Genomic DNA, 21,096 nt, shown 5'->3' with positions numbered 1-21,096 from the left:
TGAAATGGTACCTGTTGAAAGGCTGTCTTCGGGCGCTGACGGGTATTTGGCAGGCGCCCATAAAAGAAGGCGGCCAGGGCCGCCTTCTTTGTGGAAGGCTGCGGCCCCGGGGGGCGCAGCCGTTTCAGGGCATCAAGCCGCTGGTGGCTGCTCAAAAGGCAGCTTCATGGCCGACAGGTCGCGGCGGGTTTCCACCAACACCAGAGGGCCTTCATCCAGCACCACGGCCGGAGGGCGCTCACGCGGCACGCGGATGGGCTTGGGTTCTGCGGCAATCGCGGCCTGGACGGCAGCGATCTTGTCGACGTCGGAGTTCACCCACTGCAGGCCCGATGCGGCAGCAACCTGCTGCAGTTCATCAATGGGCAGTGCGAACGTCTGGACGCGTGGCAGGCCACTCGCTGCGGGTGCTGCAGGTGCGGTGGGCGCCACTGGCGCTGCAGCGGCCACAGCGGGAGCCCGGGCGGCTGCGACAGGCGCTGCTGCAACGGCAGGTGCTGGCGCAGCCGCCACCGGGGCCACTGGCGCAGCGGCAGGCGCAGCAACGGGTGCCGGTGCAGCGGCCTCGGCAACAGCCACCGGCGCTGCAGTGGGTGCAGCTTGCTCTGCGGCGGGGGCGCTGAAGTAGCTGCGGCGCGGAGCCTCGTCCTGTGCGGGCGCGGGCTCGGCTTGCGTGGGGTCGAAATCCAGCATCGCGGGTGCTGCGGCTTCAGCGCCGGTGTTGTCGCGCGGACCCCGTTCGCCACGCTCGCGGCGGTCACGGCCGTAGCGGTCGCGCGAACGGCGCTCGCGGCGCTGCTCTTCTGCGGCGGCACCGTTGCCGTTGGGCTGGGCGTCGCTGCCGGTCAGGTCCAGGTCGGGCAGGGCAGCCAGCGGCGCAGTGTCCACAAAGTCGCCGGGCGCGGCGGCTGCAGCGGTTTCCTGGGCTTCCACGGCGCGGGGCGTGCGTTCACCACGTTCGCCACGGTTGCCGCGATCACCACGCTCACGGCGCGGGCCACGTTCGCCACGGGGCTGTTGGGCGGGATTGCCTTCTGCGTTGTTGCCGTTGTTGCCGGCATTGGGGCCTTCCACCTGCGCATTGGCAGCCGCGGTGTTGTCACCGTTCAGCCCGGCGTTCTGGTTGCGCGGCTCGGTGTCGCGGCGGCCACGGCCACCTTCGCGTCCATTGCGGCCACCTTCGCGCCCTTCACGGGCCTCGCCTTCGGGGCGGCGTTCTGCGTCACGCGGTGGGCGGCTCTCTGCGTCGCGGGGTGCGCGGCCTTCGGCCGAGCGTTCGCCACGGCGGCCACGGCCTTCGCCGGTGCCTTCGCGGTTGCCGTCACGGGGCGCGCCTTCGCGCTGGCCGTCACGGTTGCCGTCGCGGCCACCACGGCGGCCACGGCCTTCACCGTTGCGTCCATCGCGGCGGGGTTCGCCACGGCCGGTGGTTTCTGGGGCGGCTGCCGGTGCGGGTGCTGCCACGGGGGCAGGGGCTGCCGGTGCAGCGCCACCGCCGAACAGGCTCTTGATCCACCCAAAGAAGCCTTGCTCTTGCGGTGCCGCGGCAACCGGGGCAGGGGCTGCCGCAGGTGTGGGGGCTGGCGCAGTCGCAGCGGCTGGGCGTTGGCCGGCGCGTGGTGGGCGGGTGGCGCCTTCAGCGCGGGGCTCGGCCGTCGGGGCGGGGGCGTCAGGGAGCACGCCCTTGATCACCGGGGTCTGCTTGTTGGTGGGCTCTTGCGAGCGGCGCGTCACGGCCGTGGGGTCTTCCACTTCTTCGGCGAGCTTGTAGCTGGCTTCGATGTGGTCCAGGCGCGGGTCGTCGTGCTTGAGGCGTTCCAGGCGGTAGTTGGGGGTTTCCAGCGTCTTGTTGGGCACCATCAGCACGGCCACGCGCTGCTTGAGTTCGATCTTGGCGATCTCGGTGCGCTTTTCGTTGAGCAGGAACGAGGCCACTTCCACCGGCACCTGGCAGTGCACGGCGGCCGTGTTGTCCTTCATCGATTCTTCTTGAATGATCCGCAGGATCTGCAGCGCCGACGATTCGGTGTCGCGGATGTGGCCCGAGCCGCCGCAGCGGGGGCAGGGGATGGACGAGCCTTCGGACAGGGCGGGTTTCAGGCGCTGGCGGCTCATTTCCATGAGGCCGAACTTGCTGATGGTGCCGAACTGCACGCGGGCACGGTCCTGGCGCAACGCATCGCGCAGGCGGTTTTCCACTTCGCGGCGGTTCTTCGACTCTTCCATGTCGATGAAGTCGATGACGATCAGGCCGCCCAGGTCGCGCAGGCGCATCTGGCGGGCCACTTCGTCGGCGGCTTCCAGGTTGGTGCGGGTGGCGGTTTCCTCGATGTCGCCGCCCTTGATGGCGCGGGCCGAGTTCACGTCCACGCTGACTAGCGCTTCGGTGTGGTCGATCACGATGGCGCCGCCCGAGGGCAGTTGCACGGTGCGGGCGTAGGCCGATTCGATCTGGTGCTCGATCTGGAAGCGGCTGAACAGGGCGGCGTCGTCGCGGTAGCGCTTCACGCGGGCGGCATGTTCGGGCATGACGTGCGCCATGAACTGCTGCGCCTGTTCGTAGATGTCGTCGGTATCGATGAGGATGTCACCGATGTCGTTGTTGAAGTAGTCGCGGATCGCGCGGATGACGAGCGAAGATTCCTGGTAGATCAGGAAGGCGCCCTTGCCGCCCTTGCCAGCGCCGTCAATCGCGGTCCACAGCTTGAGCAGGTAGTTCAGGTCCCACTGCAGCTCGGGCGCGGTGCGGCCAATGCCGGCCGTGCGCGCGATGATGGACATGCCATTGGGGTATTCGAGCTGGTCCATCGCCTCCTTGAGCTCGGCGCGGTCCTCGCCCTCGATGCGGCGCGATACGCCACCGCCACGGGGGTTGTTGGGCATCAGCACGACGTAGCGGCCGGCCAGCGAGACGAAGGTGGTCAGCGCCGCGCCCTTGTTGCCGCGCTCTTCCTTTTCGACCTGGACCAGCAGCTCCTGGCCTTCCTTGATCACTTCATTGATGCGCGCCTGGCTGGGCGAGACACCGGGGGTGAAGTAGCTGCGCGAGATTTCCTTGAACGGCAGGAAGCCGTGGCGGTCTTCGCCGTAGTCGACGAAGCAGGCTTCCAGCGAGGGCTCGACGCGCGTGACGACGGCCTTGTAGATGTTGCCCTTGCGCTGTTCACGCCCTTCGATTTCGATTTCGTAGTCGAGGAGCTTTTGTCCGTCGACGATGGCCAGGCGCCGTTCTTCGGGCTGCGTGGCGTTGATGAGCATCCGCTTCATGATGCGATTCCTTCAGTGTTTCGCGGACAGCAGCGGTGCAACCAACCTGACCAGCAGGGAGGGCTGCGCGGGCTGCCGCCCACAGTTTCCAAACCAATACAACAAGCTCTACAGGAGCTGTGAATGCCTGGACTGACGCATCGAAACGAAGGGAATTGCCGGGGATGCCAGTGATCTGCCGCGCTCTAGCGCAGCATCGTGAGGCAGGGGCGCGTGGAAGGGGGCGAGTGGTAGGAGCGCAGTTTTGCTATCAAAAGAGTAGCTGATTGCGCTTGCTGGCTGTGCGCTGAGGGCGATTTTGAGCATGCAGCCGAAGGCCGCAGCCTCCGCCACAGGGTCTCTATCCATGCCATCAACAGCCACATGCTCGCTTCGATCCGCTGGCAGACCGCTCCCGGGTAGGGAACATCTGCAAGCTTGGGGGATTCCGTATCAGTGTTTCAATCTGTCAGCCCGCCGCACGGCGTGCTGGCCACCACAGGCATCTGGCCTGCAATCTGCGCGCACGACGCCCGCTGGCATCGACCTGCCTGCACGAGGGGCAAGGGCTGTGTGGACTAAACTCCAGACAAATCAACCACTTACATAACAACGCGCAGGTGAAACACATTATAGGGGCCAAACCGCCCGCCGCCCCTGGGGGGCTTCCCGCAGCCCGCCTGGTGGAGGTCGATGAAGACTCCGCAGGCCAGCGGCTCGATAACTTTTTGATACGCCACTTGAAGGGTGTGCCTAAAACGCATGTCTACCGCATCATCCGCAGCGGCGAGGTGCGCATCAACAAGGGCCGGGTGAGTGCCGACACGCGCGTCGAGGTGGGGGACGTGGTGCGTCTGCCGCCCGTGCGCATCTCTGACAAAGTGGCCGAAAAAGCCGAGCGTCCGGCGCCCGCGCGCGAATTTCCCATCCTGCTCGAAGACGACCACCTGATTGCCATCGACAAGCCCGCCGGTGTGGCGGTGCATGGTGGCAGCGGCGTGAGTTTTGGGGTGATCGAGCAGTTGCGCCAGGCGCGCCCGCAGGCGAAGTTTCTGGAGCTGGTGCACCGGCTGGACCGCGAAACCTCGGGCATCCTGCTGGTGGCCAAGAAGCGCTCGGCGCTGACCCACCTGCAGGACCAGTTCCGCGAGCGCGAGACCGGCAAGACGTACCTGGCGCTCGTGACGGGCGCGTGGCCTGCCAACAAGAAGGTCATCGACCTGCCGCTGCACAAGTACCTGCAGGCCGATGGCGAGCGCCGCGTGCGCGTGACCACGGCCGACGATCCGGACGGCATGCGCTCCATCACGCTGGTCAAGGTGCGCAGCACGGTCACGGCGCGCCCCGCCCAGGGCCTGCCGGTGATGTCTTTGCTGGAGGTGACGATCAAGACAGGCCGTACGCACCAGATCCGCGTGCACCTGGCCAGCCAGGGGCATGCCATCGTGGGCGACGACAAGTACGGTGACTTTGAGCTGAACAAGCGCCTGCAAAAGCAGGGGATGAAGCGCATGTTCCTGCATGCCTGGCGGTTACAGTTCAACCACCCCGCCTCGGGTGAACGGGTGGCTCTGAATGCCGAGCTGCCGCCCGAGCTGGCCGATTTTGTGTCCCCTGCCTGAGAAGGCATGAACGAACCCCATGCCCGCCAAAACCTTCCGTCCGCGCCGCTTCGATCTCATCGCCTTTGACTGGGATGGCACCCTGTTTGATTCCACCGCCATCATCGTGCGCTGCATCCAGGCGGCGGTGCGCGACGTGGGTGGCACCGTACCTACGGACAAAGAGGCTTCGTATGTGATTGGCATGGCGCTGACGCAGGCGCTGGCCCATGCGGCCCCGGATGTGCCGCCTGAAAAGTACAACGATCTGGGCAACCGCTACCGTTTTCACTACATCCAGCACCAGGATGACCTGAGCCTGTTTGAAGGTGTGCTGCCACTTCTGACGGACCTGCGCGAGCGTGGCCACCTGCTGGCCGTGGCCACGGGCAAAAGCCGGCGCGGGCTGGACGAGGCTTTGCACTCGGTGCAACTCAAAGGCGTGTTCGACGGTTCGCGCACGGCGGACCAAACTGCAGGCAAGCCACACCCGCTGATGCTGCAGGAGCTGATGGCCGAGTTCGACGTGCCGCCCGAGCGCCTTCTGATGATTGGCGACACCACCCACGACCTGCAAATGGCGGTCAACGCGGGCTGTGCAAGCGTGGGCGTGAGCTACGGCGCCCATGAACCCGATGCGTTCCAGGTGCTGAACCCGCTGGGTGTGGCCCATTCGGTGCGTGAACTGCATGACTGGCTGCTGCAGCACGCCTGAAGTGCGGCACCGGAGCGGGGAAAACCCATGACAACCGTTCCCGAGCAGGCCATTGCACTGTGCAACAGCAGCGAGTTGGTCGACAGCGGGCTGGCCGTTGCGTTTGATGTGATTTATTCGGGCCAGACCTGCCGCGCTTTTGCCATCCGGCACCGGGGTGTGCCCCACGCTTATCTCAACCGTTGCACCCATGTGGCCATGGAGATGGACTACCAGCCGGGCCGTTTTTTTGACGACACCGGCCAGTGGCTGCTGTGCGCTACGCATGGGGCGGCCTACCTGCCCAGCACCGGCCAGTGCGCGGGCGGCCCCTGCCGGGGCGGGCTTGTGAAAATTGCCTTGTCCGAAAGCGATGGTGTGGTGCACTGGCATACTGCTTACAACCTGCGGCCCGTAGAGTTCTAGAAAATCCAGTTGAAATACCCTTATGTGCTGTCGCCCGGTGCCAGCCTGCGCGATGCGCGGGCAACACCGCCAGCGCAGTACCCAGGACGCATGACATGACCGACCCCCAGCAGCCCGGCTCTTCGGGCTTTGACCCAAAAAGCAATCCCGCGCCCGACCTGTGGGCGCAAGCAGCTACAAATTCAGGAGCATCTGTGAGCGATTCATCGCGTGAACCCGGCTGGGAGCGCGCCACGCTGGAAAAGCTGGCCTTCTCTGCCCTCAATGAACAACGCAGCGCCCGCCGCTGGAAGATTTTCTTCCGCCTGGCCTGGCTGGTGCTGATTGCCGCCGTTGCTTTCCTGGCCCTGCGCCAGGCATCACCCAGTGCGAGCAAAAGTGCTCCGCACACGGCGGTGGTGGATATCAAGGGCGAGATCGCCAGCGGCGCCGAGGCCAGCGCCGAGTTCGTCGTGGCCGCCATGCGCAGCGCGTTGGAGGACGAAGGCTCGCAAGCTCTGGTGCTGCTCATCAACTCACCCGGCGGCAGCCCGGTGCAGGCCGGCATCATCAACGACGAGATCGTGCGTCTGAAGGCCAAGCACAACAAGCCGATCTACGCGGTGGTCGAAGAAACCTGCGCCTCGGCCGCCTATTACATCGCCGCCGCCGCCGACGACATCTACGTGGACAAGGCCAGCATCGTGGGCAGCATCGGGGTGCTGATGGACGGATTTGGCTTCACCGGCACCATGGAAAAGCTGGGCGTGGAGCGCCGCTTGCTGACGGCGGGCGAGAACAAGGGCTTTCTGGACCCGTTCAGCCCGCAGACCGAAAAGCAGCGTGCCTATGCGCAGACCATGCTCGACCAGATTCACCAGCAATTCATCGCTGTGGTGAAGGCAGGCCGTGGCGATCGCCTCAAGACCACGCCCGATACTTTCAGCGGCCTGTTCTGGACCGGCCAGCAGGCTGTGGAAATGGGCCTGGCTGACAAGCTGGGCAACCTGGACTACGTGGCGCGTGAAGTGGTGAAGGCAGAAGACATCATCGACTACACCCGCCGCGACAACGTGGCTGAACGGTTGGTCAAGCGTTTTGGTGCAGCGATCGGTGTGGGCGCGGTGAAGTCGCTGTCAGTGGCTGGACCTCAGCTGCGCTGAAACTGTCCGCCCTGGCTTGCGGGCCATTCAAAAAAATGCCCCGGGTGGAGATTTCACACGGGGCATTTTTGCGTCTGGGCGTGCGTGGTGTGACGCAGCCGGCCGTGCCGGGCCTCCAAGGGCTGGCAAGAGGGCGGTTCTTTAGCTGTCCAGCCCGCTGGCCTTGCGCTGGCGCGAACCGTCTTCGAGGATGGTGTCGTCTGCCACGAGCTTGCCCGCCTCGTCCCACTGCTTGCGGGCCGTGAGGCGCGTGCGCCCCCGGGCCTCGGGTGCGGAATACTGTTCTTCCACGGCCAGCCGCCCGTTGTCGTGAAAGGCTTGCTGGGTGCCCACCGGCCATTGCTCGGCATTGAGCTGCTCGCGCCGCGCCAGCTTGCCATCGTCGCGGTACATCTCGCGCTGCATGCGCGCCTGTTCGCCGGTGCCGCTCCAGGTGCTGCGTTCACGCACCGATCCGTTCAGGTACCAGCGCTCGACCTGCACCTCGCGGCCGTCGGCAAAACTGCGCTGCTCGATGAGCTGGCCGGATGCGCCGTAGCGTTTGGCGCTGAGCAGCGGGCCGCGCGTATCGCGCAGCGTGCGTTCATCCGGGTTGAAGACACGCTCTTCACGCAGCACGCTTTTGCCGCCCTCCGTGGTGAAACTGCGGTGCACACGCCGGCCGTCCACCATGAGCTGCTGCGCGGCGACGACACCTTCGGGGGTCCATTCGGTTGCGCTCAGCAGGCGGCCCTGGTCGTAGCGCAGTTGTGCGGTTTTGGTGCCGTTTTCTGCGTGGAGCAGGGTGTCGATGACGCCGTCAAATCCGCAGAGCTTGCGGTCTTCGGGCAGCACGCTGGCGCGCGGGCAGAGCAGGCGCGTGGGCTGGCCCTTGCTGTTGGTCTCCACAGAGAACAGCTCTTGTCCGTCGCCGTGGAACGATACGCGCTCCACGCGGCCGGTGACATCAAATCGCCGCACGGCGCCCTGGGTGCGGCCGTTGTCGGCGGTTTCCTCGCGCCGCACCTGGCCGTTGGGCCAGAACTCGGCCACCCGGCCATGGCTATTGCCGCGTTCGTTGACCGTGCGTTCGCGCTGCAGGCGACCTTCTCGGTCGAACATGCGCTCCAGGCCTACGAACTTGCCGCCGCGCAGTTCCTGCTCGCGCTGGAGGTGGCCGGTGTCGTCTTCGCGGCAGCGCACCAGTCCGGATTGGCCGGCCGTTTCAGCACCGTTGGAAATATTGATGGCCTTGCCATTCAATTCACAACGAATAATGGCCTCAGCGCTTGATCCGTAAGCGCTGATAGCTATTAGAAATATAGCAAATGAAAACTTCATGCTCAGCGGCCCAGTGCAAACACGACAGGGGTGCGGTTGTCGGGAGGCGTCGGTTGCTGGCGCCATTGCCGCACCAGCTGGCTGCGGATGCGTGCATCGGGCAATGTCAGCCCGCTGGCCAGCGCCAGGCGGGTGTGGGGCTGTAGCGCCTGTACCAGCGCCTGCCACAGGGCAGCGTTGCGGTACGGGGTTTCGATGAAAAGCTGCGTCTGCCCCGTCTTGAGGGCCAGGCCTTCCAGCTCCTTGATGCGCTGGATGCGTTCCTGGCTGTCCTGGGGCAGGTAGCCAACAAACGCGAAGTTCTGCCCGTTCAATCCGCTGGCCGCCAGCGCCAGCAGCAGCGACACCGGGCCCACCAGGGGGACAACGGGGATATCGAGATCGTGTGCCGCGCGCACCACGGACGAACCGGGATCGGCCACGGCAGGCATGCCCGCCTCGCTGACCAGCCCCATGTTGTGCCCCGCCAGGGCTGCGGCGAGCAGCGGGCGCGCATCCAATTGGGCCGAGCCCTTGTCGCCGTGGTCGCCTTTTTTGTGAACTTCGCGGGGCAGTTCCGTGATCTGCTGCTGCTGCAGGGGCGCGGCCAAGGGGTAGAGGGCGTCCACGCGCTTGAGGTAGGCGCGGGTGCTTTTGGCGTTCTCGCACACCCAGTGGGTGAGCTGCGCGGCGGCCTGCAGGGTGCTGGTGGGCAGCGCATCCTGAAGCGGGACCTGGGTGTCGCAGCCAAAATCGAGCGGCGCGGGCACGAGGAACAGCGTTCCGGTTTTGGCGTTCATCGTCGGTCTCCATTGTGCTGCCCGGTATCTGCAGCCCAGGAAACTGTTATGGCCCAGGAAAGTGCACCCGTGGAACTGGCTTTGCCAGGCCCCTGGGTGCGTCCCCCTCCCCAAGGAGTGGGGGTCGGCGCAAAGCGACTCAGGGGGTGTCTCATCATGGCAGCACCAGCCCTGCAGCGCGCAGCATGCGGCAAGTGCGGATCAGAGGCAGTCCAATGAGCGAGGTGGGGTCGTCGCTGTGGATGGCGTCCAGCAGCGCAATGCCCAGGCCTTCGCTCTTGGCGCTGCCGGCGCAGTCATAGGGTTGCTCGGCGCGCAGATAGCGCTCGATTTCCGCGTCGGACAGGTCGCGGAATTTGACCTCCACAGGGGCCAGGTCGACCTGCTCGAAGCCTGTTGCCGTGCACACCACGGCCAGGGCGGTTTGGAAAATCACCGTTTGTCCGCGCATCTGGCGCAGCTGCTCCACTGCGCGTTCATGAAGGCCTGGTTTTCCCAACGGCTCGCCAGCGAGGTCTGCCACCTGGTCGGAGCCGATCACCACCGCCTCGGGGTGCAGCTGTGCCACGGCGCGCGCCTTGGCCAGCGCCAGGCGCAAGGCCAGAGCACGAGGGGCTTCGCCGGGCAGTGGGGTCTCATCCACATTCGGGGCCGCGACGTCAAAAGGCAGGTTCAACCGCTGAAGCAACTCGCGCCGATAGCGCGAGGTGGAGCCCAATACCAGAGGGCGTTGCAGGGGAGGGGATTGATGCATGCGCCGATTCTCTTACACTGCCGCCATGACCAAGGAATTCTCCGCACAGCGCCTCGACGTGAAAGCCTTTGCACAGGCGGGTGGTCGGCTGGCGGGCCACGATTCACTTTTGAAGTACGAACGGTTGGCCCAGGAGGCCAAGGGCCTGCACCCAGATTTGATGGTGGATTGGGAAGCTCTCGGTGAAGTGCGTACTGCGTTGGGCGGAATGGGCCAGGTGTGGCTGCATATCAAGGTGCAGGCGAGCTTTCCCATGGAATGCCAGCGTTGCATGACTCCTGTGGATGTGCCGCTGGAGGTTGATCGGGAGTTCCGCTTCGTGGCCGACGAGGCCACTGCCGAGGCGCTGGACGACGAGAGCGAGGAAGACCTGCTTGCCATGAGCCGCGAGTTTGACCTTCATGAACTCATCGAGGACGAGTTGCTGATGGCATTGCCTGTGGTGCCCAAACACGACGAGTGCCCTACCTCGGTGCCGCTGGCTTCTTCGGACGACGATTTCGAGGAAGCCAATGACGAAAAGCCCAATCCGTTTGCAGCGTTGGCAGCGCTGCGCAAAGACGACAAGGGTTGATTGGCCGGCCCAAAAATCATTTGGGTTATAATCGTGGGCTTCACGCGAACCCCATCGTGTCTTTTGGGCTGATCGCGTTTTTACCAACCTATTCCAGATCAGGAGCCATCATGGCCGTTCAGCAAAACAAAAAGTCTCCCTCCAAGCGCGGCATGCACCGCTCGCACAATGCCCTGAATGTGCCAGGCATTGCAGTGGAACCCACCACCGGTGAAACCCACCTGCGCCACCACATCAGCCCCAATGGCTTCTACCGTGGCCGTCAGGTGCTGAAGAACAAATCTGAAGCCTGACCTTCGCCCCACCCAAAGGCCCGTTGCTACTGAAATCGTAGCGCGGGCCTTTGTTTTGACCCTTGCATTTCATCTTCCGGCCTGTGTGGCCGGTCGGACAAGTCGCCCATGATCACACTGGCTGTTGACTGCATGGGGGGCGACCATGGCCCCCGCGTCACGCTCGCGGCGTGCCGCCAGTTCCTCGACAAACACCCTGATGCTCGCCTGCTGCTCGTCGGCCTGGTGGACAGTTTGCAATCGTTTTCGCACGACCGTGCCACTATGGTTCCCGCTTCCGAAGTGGTCGCTATGGACGATCCGGTCGAGGTCGCATTGCGCAAGAAGAAGGACTCTTCGATGCGTGTGGCGATCCAGCAGGTCAAGGATGGCGCAGCCTCTGCAGCCGTTTCGGCGGGCAATACCGGCGCGCTGATGGCCATTGCGCGCTATCTCCTCAAGACGCTGGATGGCATTGACCGACCCGCCATTGCGACTCAGCTGCCCAACGCTGCGGGTGGCGCCACGACGGTGCTCGACCTGGGTGCCAATGTGGATTGCTCTGCCGAACATTTGCTGCAGTTCGCTGTGATGGGTTCTGCCCTGGTGTCGGTCCTCAAGGACGGGGGTGAGCCCACTGTCGGGTTGCTGAATATCGGTGAAGAAGCCATCAAAGGCAGTGAAGTTATCAAAAAAGCCGGTGAACTGCTGCGATCGGCCGCTAGTTCCGGTGATTTGAATTTTTACGGCAATGTCGAGGGCAACGACATTTTCAAGGGCACGGTTGACATCGTGGTCTGTGACGGATTTGTGGGAAATGTCGCCCTCAAAGCCAGCGAAGGGGTTGCATCGATGATCATTGGTGCCCTCAAGACTGAGTTTTCGCGCAATATCTTCACCAAAATTGCTGCGATCACCGCTTATCCTGTCTTAAAAGCGTTGATGAAGCGCATGGACTACCGGCGCTACAACGGCGCGGCACTTTTGGGGCTGCGGGGGCTGGTGTTCAAGAGCCACGGATCGGCCGACACAATGGCGTTCGAGCAGGCTTTGAACCGGGCGTATGATGCAGCCCGCAACAACCTGCTCGACCGCGTCCGGGCCCGGATTGCGCATGCAGCGCCGCTTCTGGTGCCTGCAGATGCCCAACCCAAGCCTGGCGTTGCGGCGACGATGACACATTGATGAGACGCTACTCCCGCATTACCGGTACCGGCAGCTATCTGCCTCCGCGCCGGCTGACCAACGCTGATCTGGTGGCTGAATTGGGCCAGCGCGGCATCGAAACCTCGGACGAGTGGATCGTCGAGCGCACTGGCATCCGCGCACGCCACTTCGCAGCGCCTGATGTCGCTTGCAGCGATCTGGGTCTGGAGGCTGCACGCAATGCCTTGCAGGCTGCGGGCCTTTTGCCGACAGACATTGACCTGATCATTGTGGCTACGTCCACCCCGGACATGGTGTTTCCTTCGGCTGCCTGCATATTGCAGAACAAGCTGGGAGCCAACGGTTGTCCGGCGTTTGATGTGCAGGCAGTGTGCAGCGGTTTTGTCTATGCCTTGTCCGTGGCGGATGCCATGATCCAGACGGGTGCCGCCAACCGCGCACTGGTCATTGGGTCGGAGGTTTTCAGCCGTATTCTGGATTTCAACGACCGCACCACCTGCGTGCTGTTTGGCGATGGGGCGGGGGCTGTGGTGCTGGAGGCGTCTGAGACGCCTGGCATCCTGTCCAGCGATCTCCATGCCGACGGAAAACATGTGGGCATCCTGTGTGTGCCTGGCAATGTGGCGGGCGGCAAGGTGCTGGGTGACCCTGTCCTCAAGATGGACGGGCAAGCCGTCTTCAAGCTGGCGGTGGGGGTGTTGGAAAGGGCTGCCCACGCGGTGCTGGCCAAAGCGGGGCTGACCGAGGCTGACATCGACTGGTTGATCCCGCACCAGGCCAATATCCGCATCATGCAAGGCACGGCCCGCAAGCTCAAGCTGTCCATGGACAAGGTCGTGGTCACGGTGGACCAGCACGGCAACACGTCCGCAGCCTCCATCCCTCTCGCGCTGGACCATGCAGTGCGCACCGGCCAGGTCAAAAAGGGCGAGACCCTGCTGCTCGAAGGCGTGGGGGGGGGCTTCACCTGGGGTGCGGTGCTCCTGAAGTTATAGCTGTTTGCGCTTGATGGATAAGCGCTAGGCCTCAATTTCAATCATATTTCTGGATTTTTCATGAAGTCTTTTGCATTTGTCTTTCCGGGACAAGGTTCGCAATCGGTGGGCATGCTCGATGGGTGGGGTGATCATCCGGTGGTGGCCCAGACCGTGCAGGAAGCATCGGAGGCTCTGGGTGAAGATATTGGCCTGCTGATCAAGGAAGGCCCCAAAGAGGCGTTGGCGCTGACCACCAACACCCAGCCGGTGATGCTGGTGGCCGGTGTGGCTGCATGGCGTGTCTGGCGCGCCGATGGTGGTGCTACCCCGGTGGCGGTTGCAGGGCATTCGCTGGGCGAGTACTCGGCACTGGTCGCAGCGGGTGTGTTGACGCTGGCGCAGGCGGCGCCGCTGGTGCGCCTGCGCGCAGCGGCCATGCAGGAGGCGGTGCCGGTCGGCACTGGGGCCATGGCTGCCATTCTGGGTATGGAGGCTTCCAAGGTCATTGCAGGGTGTGCCGATGCTGTGGCTTCGTTCGGTGCCGGGACGGCGGAGGTGGTTGAGGCTGTCAATTTCAACGATCCCGCCCAGACCGTCATTGCGGGTACCAAGGCGGGTGTCGACAAGGCCTGCGAGCTGCTCAAGGCGGCAGGTGCCAAGCGCGCGTTGCCGTTGCCCGTGTCTGCCCCCTTTCACTCCAGCCTGATGAAGCCTGCCGCCGAGAAGTTGCGCCTGGCGCTGGCGGATGTGGCGCTTGCCACTCCCCAGATTCCTGTGCTGAACAACGTGGACGTGGCTGTGCAGCAGGACGCGGGCGCGATCCGGGATGCCCTTTACCGGCAGGCCTTTGGTCCTGTGCGTTGGGTGGAATGTGTGCAGGCGCTGAAAGCCCGGGGTGTTACCCATATTGTTGAAAGCGGTCCCGGCAAAGTGCTGGCGGGCCTGGCCAAGCGCATCGATCCTGAACTGGTCGGTGCTGCGCTGTTTGATCCGGCCACTCTGGCCGAAACCCGGGAGTTGTTGGCATGACGCAATCCATATCTGCGGCGCAAGTGGCGCTGGTCACGGGCGCATCGCGTGGCATCGGCGCTGCCATCGCTTTGGAACTGGCTGTGCGTGGTTATCAGGTGGTGGGTACTGCCACGACAGACGAGGGCGCTGAGCGCATCAGCCAGACCCTGTCGGCCTATCCTGGCTGCCGTGGCGCCAACCTGAATGTGAACGATGCTGCCGCCATTGAAGTGCTGCTCGACGCCATCGTCAAGCAGCAGGGTGGCCTGCATGTGCTGGTGAACAATGCGGGCATCACCCGCGACACCCTGGCCATGCGCATGAAGGATGACGATTGGGATGCTGTCATGGATACCAATCTCAAGGCGGTCTTCCGTGTCAGCCGCGCTGCGATCCGGCCGATGATGAAGCAGCGGTTTGGGCGCATCATCAGCATTACCAGTGTGGTTGGTGCTTCGGGTAATCCAGGTCAGGCCAACTATGCTGCGGCGAAGGCGGGCGTCGCGGGCATGACCCGTGCCCTTGCACGCGAATTGGGCAGCCGGAGCATCACGGTGAACTGCGTGGCGCCGGGCTTTATCGAGACCGACATGACCTCCGTGTTGCCTGAAGAACAGCAAAAAGCCCTCAACGCCCAGATCCCGCTGGGGCACATGGGCAAGCCACAAGACATCGCGCATGCCGTTGCCTACCTTGCTTCGCGTGAGGCGGGGTACGTGACTGGACAGGAGTTGCATGTCAATGGCGGCATGTACATGTAGTTGATGGAAGATAACGCCGGTTCATCCGGACGGCGGGCTGCTGAGGGGCTTCTCCTTAAGCGGCTAGAATCGCGGATTCATTCACAACCCCCAGAGGGAAACCATGAGCGATATCGAAGCACGCGTCAAAAAAATCATTGCCGAACAACTCGGTGTGGAAGAGTCCCAAGTCACCAATGAAAAAGCCTTCGTGGCAGACCTCGGTGCCGACTCGCTTGACACGGTGGAACTGGTGATGGCGCTGGAAGACGAATTCGGCATTGAGATTCCGGATGAAGACGCCGAGAAGATCACCACGGTGCAAAACGCCATCGACTACGCCAACACCCATCAGAAGGCCTGAGCGGCGCACTGCGCCTGACTCAAGCGATCAGCAGAAGGTTTTTTACGCATGAGCCGTCGTCGCGTTGTCGTGACCGGCCTGGGATGCGTCAGCCCCGTGGGCAACACGGTGGCCGAATCCTGGGCCAACCTCCTTGCCGGAAGATCCGGCATTGATCTCATCACCAAGTTCGACGCGTCGAACTTCGCCTGCAAGATTGCGGGGGAGGTCAAAGGTCTTGACCTGGAGTCGTACATCAGCGCCAAGGATGCGCGCGCGATGGACAGCTTCATCCATTTCGGTATTGCAGCTGCTGCACAAGCAGTAGCAGATGCCGGTCTGCCCACGGGTGAAGCGCTCAGTGAAGAGTTTGCGACACGCATAGCCTGCGTGATCGGCTCGGGGATTGGTGGCTTGCCACTGATCGAAAATACGCACGCGGAGCTGGTCAATCGTGGCCCCCGGCGTATCACGCCGTTCTTTGTGCCGGCGTCCATCATCAATATGGTGGCGGGCCATGTGTCCATGCGTTTTGGCTTCAAGGGGCCCAACCTTGCTGTGGTGACGGCCTGCACGACGGGCCTGCATTGCATCGGCGAGGCGGGCCGCATGATCGAATACGGTGATGCGGATGTGGTGGTGGCGGGCGGTACCGAATCCACGGTGTCGCCGCTGGGCATCGGTGGTTTCGCTGCGATGCGTGCCCTGTCCACCCGCAACGATGACCCCAAGACCGCATCTCGCCCCTGGGACAAGGACCGCGATGGTTTTGTGCTGGGCGAGGGGGCCGGAGTCATGGTGCTCGAGGAATATGAGCACGCAAAAGCCCGGGGTGCCAAGATCTATGCGGAACTGTGCGGCTTTGGCATGAGTGCTGATGCCGGTCACATGACGGCGCCCAATATGGACGGCCCGCGCCGCGCCATGCTCAACGCCTTGCGCAATGCGGGCATGAACGCCGACGAAGTCGACTATCTCAACGCCCATGGCACTTCCACGCCTCTGGGTGACATCAACGAAACGAATGCGATCAAGGCGGCCTTGGGCGACCATGCTTACAAGACCGTGGTGAGTTCCACCAAATCCATGACCGGCCATCTGCTGGGCGGAGCGGGTGGGATTGAGAGCATTTTCACGGTGCTGGCCCTGCATGAGCAAAAGGTGCCGCCCACCATCAATTTGTTGCATCAGGATCCCGAGTGCGATCTGGATTACTGCGCCAATACGGCGCGGGACATGAAGATCGACGTCGCAGTCAAAAACAACTTCGGTTTTGGCGGCACCAACGGGACGCTGGTTTTCAAGCGCGTCTGATTTTCTGGCAAGACGCTCTGCCGCCCGGAATGGCGAGGCCTGCTTGCCTTGTCGCAGTCATGCAATCCGTGGCGGTGTCGGCACGAGGCTGTGGTCTGTGTTGAGGGGTGGTCGGTCATGGCTGGGTGTCACTCCATGGGTGTGACGTCAAAGCGACCGCCAGCAGTGCTCTATCCCATGCGGCGAAGTCGGATTTTGGGGCTCTTGTTGGTGGCTTTGCTGCTGGCCAGTGCAGGAGGGCTCGGCGCTTGGCTCGTCCAAAGCGGTGGCGCAGCTTCGCCGTGGCCCGTTGTTGTGGCCAGTATCCTTTGGTGTCTGGCTGCTGCCAGCACATTTCATTGCTGGTTTTATCAGTTCTCTGGTGTTCTTCGCTGGGATGGTCAAGCCTGGACGCTGGAGTCCCCGAGCTCCGGTGTTGCAGGCATGGCGCTGTCTGCCCCCCCTGAAGTCCTTCTCGATGTGCAGTCATATTTGTGGCTGCATGCCTGTCCAATGGGACGTGGCCGCATCTGGTTGTGGCTGGAGCGTTCCACACAGCCCGAGCGTTGGCTGGATCTGCGGCGTGCGGTATATTCGCGCGCCAGACCGGGCGCTGACAACGCTGACGCAACCGCCCCGGCCAGCAGCCGTGGGTGGGAATCTTGAGTATCCATGACTGTAACTCCGCCTTCCCCTTCCGAAGATAGCGATCTCCAACTGGTGGAGCGTACGGTAGCGGGCGACCAGCGTGCCTATGAATTGCTGGTCATCAAGTACCAGCGCCGCATTGAGCGCCTCATTGGCCGGATGGTGCGCGACACCGACATTGTTCAGGATATAGCCCAGGAGACGTTCATCCGGGCGTACCGAGCGCTGCACCAGTTCCGGGGGGATGCGCAGTTCTACACTTGGCTCTACCGGATCGCTGTCAATACCGCCAAAAAGGCGTTGATGGACATGAAGCGCAATCCGGTCATCTCCGAGAATGCGTTGCGGGGGAATGATGACGACGATGAAACTTCCCGCCTTGGACACGAACTAACCAGCGACGAAACTCCCGAAACGGTGCTCGCAGCCCGAGAAATTGCCCAGGCCGTGAATGCGGCCATGGAGGCATTGCCTGACGATCTGCGGCAGGCGGTAACGTTGCGTGAGATCGAAGGACTCAGTTACGAAGAGATTGCAACGGCCATGGATTGCCCCATCGGCACGGTGCGGTCACGGATTTTCCGGGCGCGTGAAGCCATTTCGGCAAGAGTGCGTCCCCTGCTTGAAAACCAGTCAGGCAAACGGTGGTGAGGTAATGAAATGAACAAGGCTGTACGAAGCGATGGGTTGGCAGGCGGTTCCGTGGTGAATGAGATGGGCAGGCGTGAGCAGCTGTCTGCTTTGGCCGATGGTCAATTGCAGGGGGATGAGATGACAGAAGCCCTGGCCTATGCCGCGCAAGCCGAAGGCCATGCCACTTGGCAGCTCTACCATCTGGTGGGGGATGTGTTGCGTTCTTCCGATCTGGCGCAGCCTGCCAATCCAGATTTCATGGCCCGGTTGCGCGGGGAATTGGCCAAGGAAGGCCCTGTTGCACGGCCGGAAGCCCGGACGCAGCAAGTGGAAGTGGTCGCCCCTGCGATGGAGAATGCCGCCAATGCGTCTGTCTTCCGCTGGAAGATGGTCGCGGGTTTTGCCTCTCTGGCAGCGGTTGCCGCCATTGGCTGGACCTCTTTGGCCACGTTGCCAGGCGGTGGTGTCCCCGGGGCTTCTGGTGGCGCTCAGCTGGTACTGTCGCCTGAAGTGCCTCCGAGCGCTGGCGGTGCGCCCGTGGTCTCGGTGGCCGATGCCGACGGTGGGCAGCAGGTGATGATTCGGGATCCTCGCCTGGACGAGTTGCTCGCGGCCCACAAGCAGTTTGGCAGTACGTCCGCACTGCAGATGCCTGCAGGTTTCTTGCGCAATGCGACCTTTGAGACGCCCAGCCGTTGAGTCTGGGTGGCGCATGTGACCTTGTGCTGAGATCTTGCGATGGGCAATATAGGGGTTGCGGGTGGTTGGTCGGGTGTGCTGCGCCGCCAGTTCAAACCTTGGATGATGGCAGCGCTTTGCGCGATGGAGCTTTCCGTCGCGATGGGTGCGCCTCCCGTCGAGAGTTCGCTTAGTTCTGCAGGGGAAATAGCCCCGGCGCCGATAGAGCGAAGTCTTGTCCAGTGGATCGAGCGCATGCACAACGCTCCTTGTGCGCGCCCTTATGCAGGTACTTTTGTGGTTTTGGCTGCTTCCGGCGCGATGGCCAGTTCGCGCATCTGGCATGCGTGTGATGGGCCGCTGCAGATGGAGCGCGTAGAGGCGTTGACTGGCACGCCACGGACTATTTTCCGGCGCAATGATGAGGTGCGTACTTTCTGGCCTCAGGCGCGTGTGGTGCGCTCGGATCGCCGCGAAGCCTCTGGACTGTTTCCGCGTGTTCCCGTTGTCGACGGTACTTCGATTTCCCAGTTCTATTCCGCGCGTTCCGTGGGGCTGGAGCGGGTTGCGGGTTTCGTTGCTGATGTAGTGTGGTTCAAGCCTGTGGACTCGCTGCGTTTCGGATACAAGCTATGGAGCGAGCGGGAGACAGGCCTGGTTGTGAAGCTGCAGACCTTGGGCGGAAATGGACGCGTTCTGGAACAGGCTGCCTTCTCTGAGCTGGACTTGAACGCGCCAGTACGCGTGGAACAGCTCTCGCGTCTGATGGACGCGACGGCAGGCTATAAGGTGGTGGCTCCGGCCGTGGTCAAGACCACAGCCACTGCGCAGGGCTGGGCCCTGCGCCAGCCCATTGCGGGTTTTGTTCCCGTGAGTTGCCATCGGCGCTCGGTGTCCGTCGACGACGATGCTCAGGGCGTTCTGCAATGCCTCTACTCCGACGGCCTTGCATCGGTATCTTTGTTCATCGAGCCGTTTGATCCCCAGCGCCATCCCGCACAGCCCCAGATTTCGAACATGGGTGCCACGCAACTGCTTGCACAGCGCATCTTGGCCGATGTGTGGCTTACAGCGGTGGGGGAGGTTCCCCTTCAGACCCTTCGTCTGTTTGCAGGTCAGTTGGAGCGCACACGCTGACTCTGGTGTCTGCCGGAGTAAGGCTGGTTGTTGCTACCTCTACGCCAGCGCGGTGGCACGCAGGGTTGCAGGGGTATGCAAAGCGCCCTCCGATGCGGGAACCAAATGGCCGCACACTCTTCACAGTTACACACGGTTAATGACTGTATTTGCTACCAATCACGAAAGGTCGATGATGCCGAAGTTCGATGGAAATGTGCTGCGCTCCGTAGCATTTGCGTGCATGTTTGCTGGGGTTGCCGGGGGAGGGCTTTTGCCGCAAGCGGCGATCGCTCAGCCTGCCGCCGCCGTTCGTGGCCTGCCAGACTTTACGGATCTGGTGGACCAGGTGGGGCCATCGGTGGTCAATATCCGGACGGTGGAAAAAGCGTCGAGCCGTGCAAGTGCAAATGGGATGGACGAGGAGATGCTGGAGTTCTTTCGCCGTTTTGGCGTGCCGATTCCTAACGCGCCTAGGCAGCAACGTCCCCAGCGGCCGCAAGACGATGAGCAACCGCGTGGCGTGGGCTCAGGCTTCATCCTGACTGCGGATGGGTTTGTGATGACCAATGCGCATGTCGTGGACGGGGCGGATGAGGTGATTGTGACGCTCACCGACAAGCGTGAGTTCAAGGCCAAGATCATCGGCGCGGACAAGCGAACCGATCTGGCTGTGGTCAAGATCGAGGCCACGGGCCTGCCTGCCGTCAAGGTGGGCGATGTGGGGCGCTTGCGGGTGGGGGAATGGGTGATGGCGATCGGATCTCCCTTCGGGCTGGAGAACACCGTGACTGCAGGCATCGTGAGTGCCAAGCAGCGAGATACCGGGGATTACCTGCCGTTCATCCAGACCGATGTGGCCATCAACCCGGGGAACTCGGGAGGCCCGCTCATCAATATGCGCGGTGAGGTCGTGGGGATCAACAGCCAGATCTATTCGCGCTCTGGCGGTTTCATGGGTATTTCATTTGCGATTCCCATGGATGAGGCCATCCGCGTGAGTGAACAGTTGCGCGCATCTGGGCGGGTCACACGGGGCCGTATTGGTGTGCAGATCGGGCAGGTCACCAAAGAGGTTGCAGAGTCCATTGGCTTGGGCAAGGCCCAGGGGGCGCTAGTGACCGGGGTGGAGGCCGGATCACCCGCAGATAAGGCGGGTGTGGAGGCTGGCGACATCATCACCCGTTTCGATGGCAAGTCCATCGAGAAGGTTGCGGATCTGCCCCGGCTGGTCGGCAACACCAAGCCCGGCAGCAAAAGCACCATGACCGTATTTCGCCGTGGCGCCTCGCGGGATCTAGGTATCACCATCGCCGAAATCGAGCCCGACAAGCCGGCTGCCAAAACAGCGGAGCGTGAAGAGAAACCCAAGGCTTCAGCCGCTGCACAACAGATGGGATTGGCGGTGACGGAGCTTTCGGACGCCCAGAAGAAGGAACTCAAGATCAAGGGCGGGGTGCTGGTGGCGACTGCCACGGAAGCCGCTGCGCGGGCCGGCCTGCGCGAAGGGGATGTAATCCTTGCGATCGCCAACACTGAAGTATCCGGTGTGAAGGAGTTTGAGGCTGCACTGACCAAGGCTGACAAGAGCAAAGCCATCAATGTGCTGTATCGGCGCGGTGACTGGGCTCAATATGCTTTGATCCGTCCAGGTCGCTGACGAGCGTTGTGACAAGTGGGGC

20 protein-coding genes are annotated in these 21,096 nt (G+C 63.0%); 16 read left to right on the top strand and 4 right to left on the bottom strand.

Annotated elements, in window-relative coordinates; translation table 11 throughout:
• Window positions 1–132: 132 nt before the first annotated feature.
• Window positions 133–3,267: an Rne/Rng family ribonuclease gene (locus ASE39_RS01560; RefSeq protein ID WP_057269973.1), complete on the bottom strand. Its 3,135-nt coding sequence runs from the start codon at window positions 3,265–3,267 to the stop codon at window positions 133–135.
• 599 nt (window positions 3,268–3,866) lie between these two features.
• Here ASE39_RS01560 and ASE39_RS01555 point away from each other — a divergent pair.
• The 4 genes from ASE39_RS01555 to ASE39_RS01540 all read left to right on the top strand — a co-directional run bounded on the left by ASE39_RS01555 (window position 3,867) and on the right by ASE39_RS01540 (window position 7,109).
• A complete protein-coding gene (locus ASE39_RS01555) occupies window positions 3,867–4,868 on the top strand; it encodes an RluA family pseudouridine synthase (protein ID WP_057269972.1) in 1,002 nt (333 codons plus the stop codon).
• A gap of 19 nt (window positions 4,869–4,887) precedes the next feature.
• A complete protein-coding gene (locus ASE39_RS01550; RefSeq protein WP_010463706.1) occupies window positions 4,888–5,562 on the top strand; it encodes an HAD-IA family hydrolase in 675 nt (224 codons plus the stop codon).
• Between the two features lie 27 nt (window positions 5,563–5,589).
• On the top strand, window positions 5,590–5,967 hold the full coding sequence (locus ASE39_RS01545; protein WP_057226752.1) for a Rieske 2Fe-2S domain-containing protein: 378 nt from the start codon (window positions 5,590–5,592) through the stop codon (window positions 5,965–5,967).
• 95 nt (window positions 5,968–6,062) lie between these two features.
• Entirely contained in the window at window positions 6,063–7,109 is a 1,047-nt protein-coding gene (locus ASE39_RS01540) for a S49 family peptidase (RefSeq protein WP_010463709.1), read from the top strand.
• A 141-nt stretch (window positions 7,110–7,250) separates the two neighbouring features.
• Here the strand turns inward: ASE39_RS01540 and ASE39_RS01535 are convergent, their stop codons facing one another.
• The 3 genes from ASE39_RS01535 to ASE39_RS01525 all read right to left on the bottom strand — a co-directional run bounded on the left by ASE39_RS01535 (window position 7,251) and on the right by ASE39_RS01525 (window position 9,962).
• Window positions 7,251–8,429: a hypothetical protein gene (locus ASE39_RS01535; protein ID WP_242421341.1), complete on the bottom strand. Its 1,179-nt coding sequence runs from the start codon at window positions 8,427–8,429 to the stop codon at window positions 7,251–7,253.
• Window positions 8,430–8,431: 2 nt separating this feature from the next.
• Window positions 8,432–9,208, bottom strand: a complete 777-nt coding sequence (locus ASE39_RS01530; protein WP_057269970.1) for an SAM-dependent methyltransferase — start codon at window positions 9,206–9,208, stop codon at window positions 8,432–8,434.
• Between the two features lie 154 nt (window positions 9,209–9,362).
• Window positions 9,363–9,962: a Maf family nucleotide pyrophosphatase gene (locus ASE39_RS01525; protein ID WP_057269969.1), complete on the bottom strand. Its 600-nt coding sequence runs from the start codon at window positions 9,960–9,962 to the stop codon at window positions 9,363–9,365.
• A 25-nt stretch (window positions 9,963–9,987) separates the two neighbouring features.
• On the opposite strand from ASE39_RS01525, the gene ASE39_RS01520 reads away from it, so the two are divergent.
• From ASE39_RS01520 to ASE39_RS01465, 12 genes are all read left to right on the top strand, one after another.
• Window positions 9,988–10,536 (top strand): YceD family protein, encoded by a 549-nt coding sequence (locus ASE39_RS01520; protein WP_010463716.1) that lies wholly within the window; start codon window positions 9,988–9,990, stop codon window positions 10,534–10,536.
• 110 nt (window positions 10,537–10,646) lie between these two features.
• Complete coding sequence (rpmF, locus tag ASE39_RS01515; protein ID WP_005794249.1) at window positions 10,647–10,829, top strand: 50S ribosomal protein L32; 183 nt, start codon at window positions 10,647–10,649, stop codon at window positions 10,827–10,829.
• A gap of 108 nt (window positions 10,830–10,937) precedes the next feature.
• Window positions 10,938–11,993 carry a phosphate acyltransferase PlsX gene (gene plsX / locus ASE39_RS01510; protein WP_057269968.1) on the top strand — a complete coding sequence of 352 codons (1,056 nt, stop codon included), beginning with the start codon at window positions 10,938–10,940 and terminating at the stop codon, window positions 11,991–11,993.
• Entirely contained in the window at window positions 11,993–12,970 is a 978-nt protein-coding gene (locus ASE39_RS01505) for a beta-ketoacyl-ACP synthase III (RefSeq protein WP_057269967.1), read from the top strand. Before plsX ends, ASE39_RS01505 begins: the two co-directional genes overlap by 1 nt.
• Before the next feature lie 60 nt (window positions 12,971–13,030).
• Complete coding sequence (gene fabD / locus ASE39_RS01500) at window positions 13,031–13,981, top strand: ACP S-malonyltransferase (protein ID WP_010463735.1); 951 nt, start codon at window positions 13,031–13,033, stop codon at window positions 13,979–13,981.
• Entirely contained in the window at window positions 13,978–14,724 is a 747-nt protein-coding gene (fabG, locus tag ASE39_RS01495; protein WP_010463736.1) for a 3-oxoacyl-ACP reductase FabG, read from the top strand. Before fabD ends, fabG begins: the two co-directional genes overlap by 4 nt.
• Before the next feature lie 103 nt (window positions 14,725–14,827).
• Entirely contained in the window at window positions 14,828–15,067 is a 240-nt protein-coding gene (gene acpP / locus ASE39_RS01490) for an acyl carrier protein (protein ID WP_003058049.1), read from the top strand.
• A 48-nt stretch (window positions 15,068–15,115) separates the two neighbouring features.
• Complete coding sequence (fabF, locus tag ASE39_RS01485; RefSeq protein ID WP_057269966.1) at window positions 15,116–16,360, top strand: beta-ketoacyl-ACP synthase II; 1,245 nt, start codon at window positions 15,116–15,118, stop codon at window positions 16,358–16,360.
• A 651-nt stretch (window positions 16,361–17,011) separates the two neighbouring features.
• The gene (rpoE, locus tag ASE39_RS01480) at window positions 17,012–17,638 is read left to right on the top strand and encodes an RNA polymerase sigma factor RpoE (protein ID WP_057226769.1); all 627 of its coding nucleotides are present in this window, start codon (window positions 17,012–17,014) and stop codon (window positions 17,636–17,638) included.
• Between the two features lie 9 nt (window positions 17,639–17,647).
• Window positions 17,648–18,319 carry a sigma-E factor negative regulatory protein gene (locus tag ASE39_RS01475; RefSeq protein WP_082606866.1) on the top strand — a complete coding sequence of 224 codons (672 nt, stop codon included), beginning with the start codon at window positions 17,648–17,650 and terminating at the stop codon, window positions 18,317–18,319.
• 102 nt (window positions 18,320–18,421) lie between these two features.
• Window positions 18,422–19,435: a MucB/RseB C-terminal domain-containing protein gene (locus ASE39_RS01470; protein WP_100199497.1), complete on the top strand. Its 1,014-nt coding sequence runs from the start codon at window positions 18,422–18,424 to the stop codon at window positions 19,433–19,435.
• Window positions 19,436–19,610: 175 nt separating this feature from the next.
• A complete protein-coding gene (locus ASE39_RS01465; RefSeq protein WP_057270296.1) occupies window positions 19,611–21,074 on the top strand; it encodes a DegQ family serine endoprotease in 1,464 nt (487 codons plus the stop codon).
• The last annotated feature ends 22 nt before the right edge of the window (window positions 21,075–21,096 follow it).

This window comes from Acidovorax sp. Root267 (assembly GCF_001429215.1).
GTDB lineage: Bacteria > Pseudomonadota > Gammaproteobacteria > Burkholderiales > Burkholderiaceae_C > Acidovorax > Acidovorax radicis.
The sequence above is the reverse complement of the archived record's forward strand: the minus strand, read 5'-3'. Positions and strand labels throughout refer to the sequence as shown.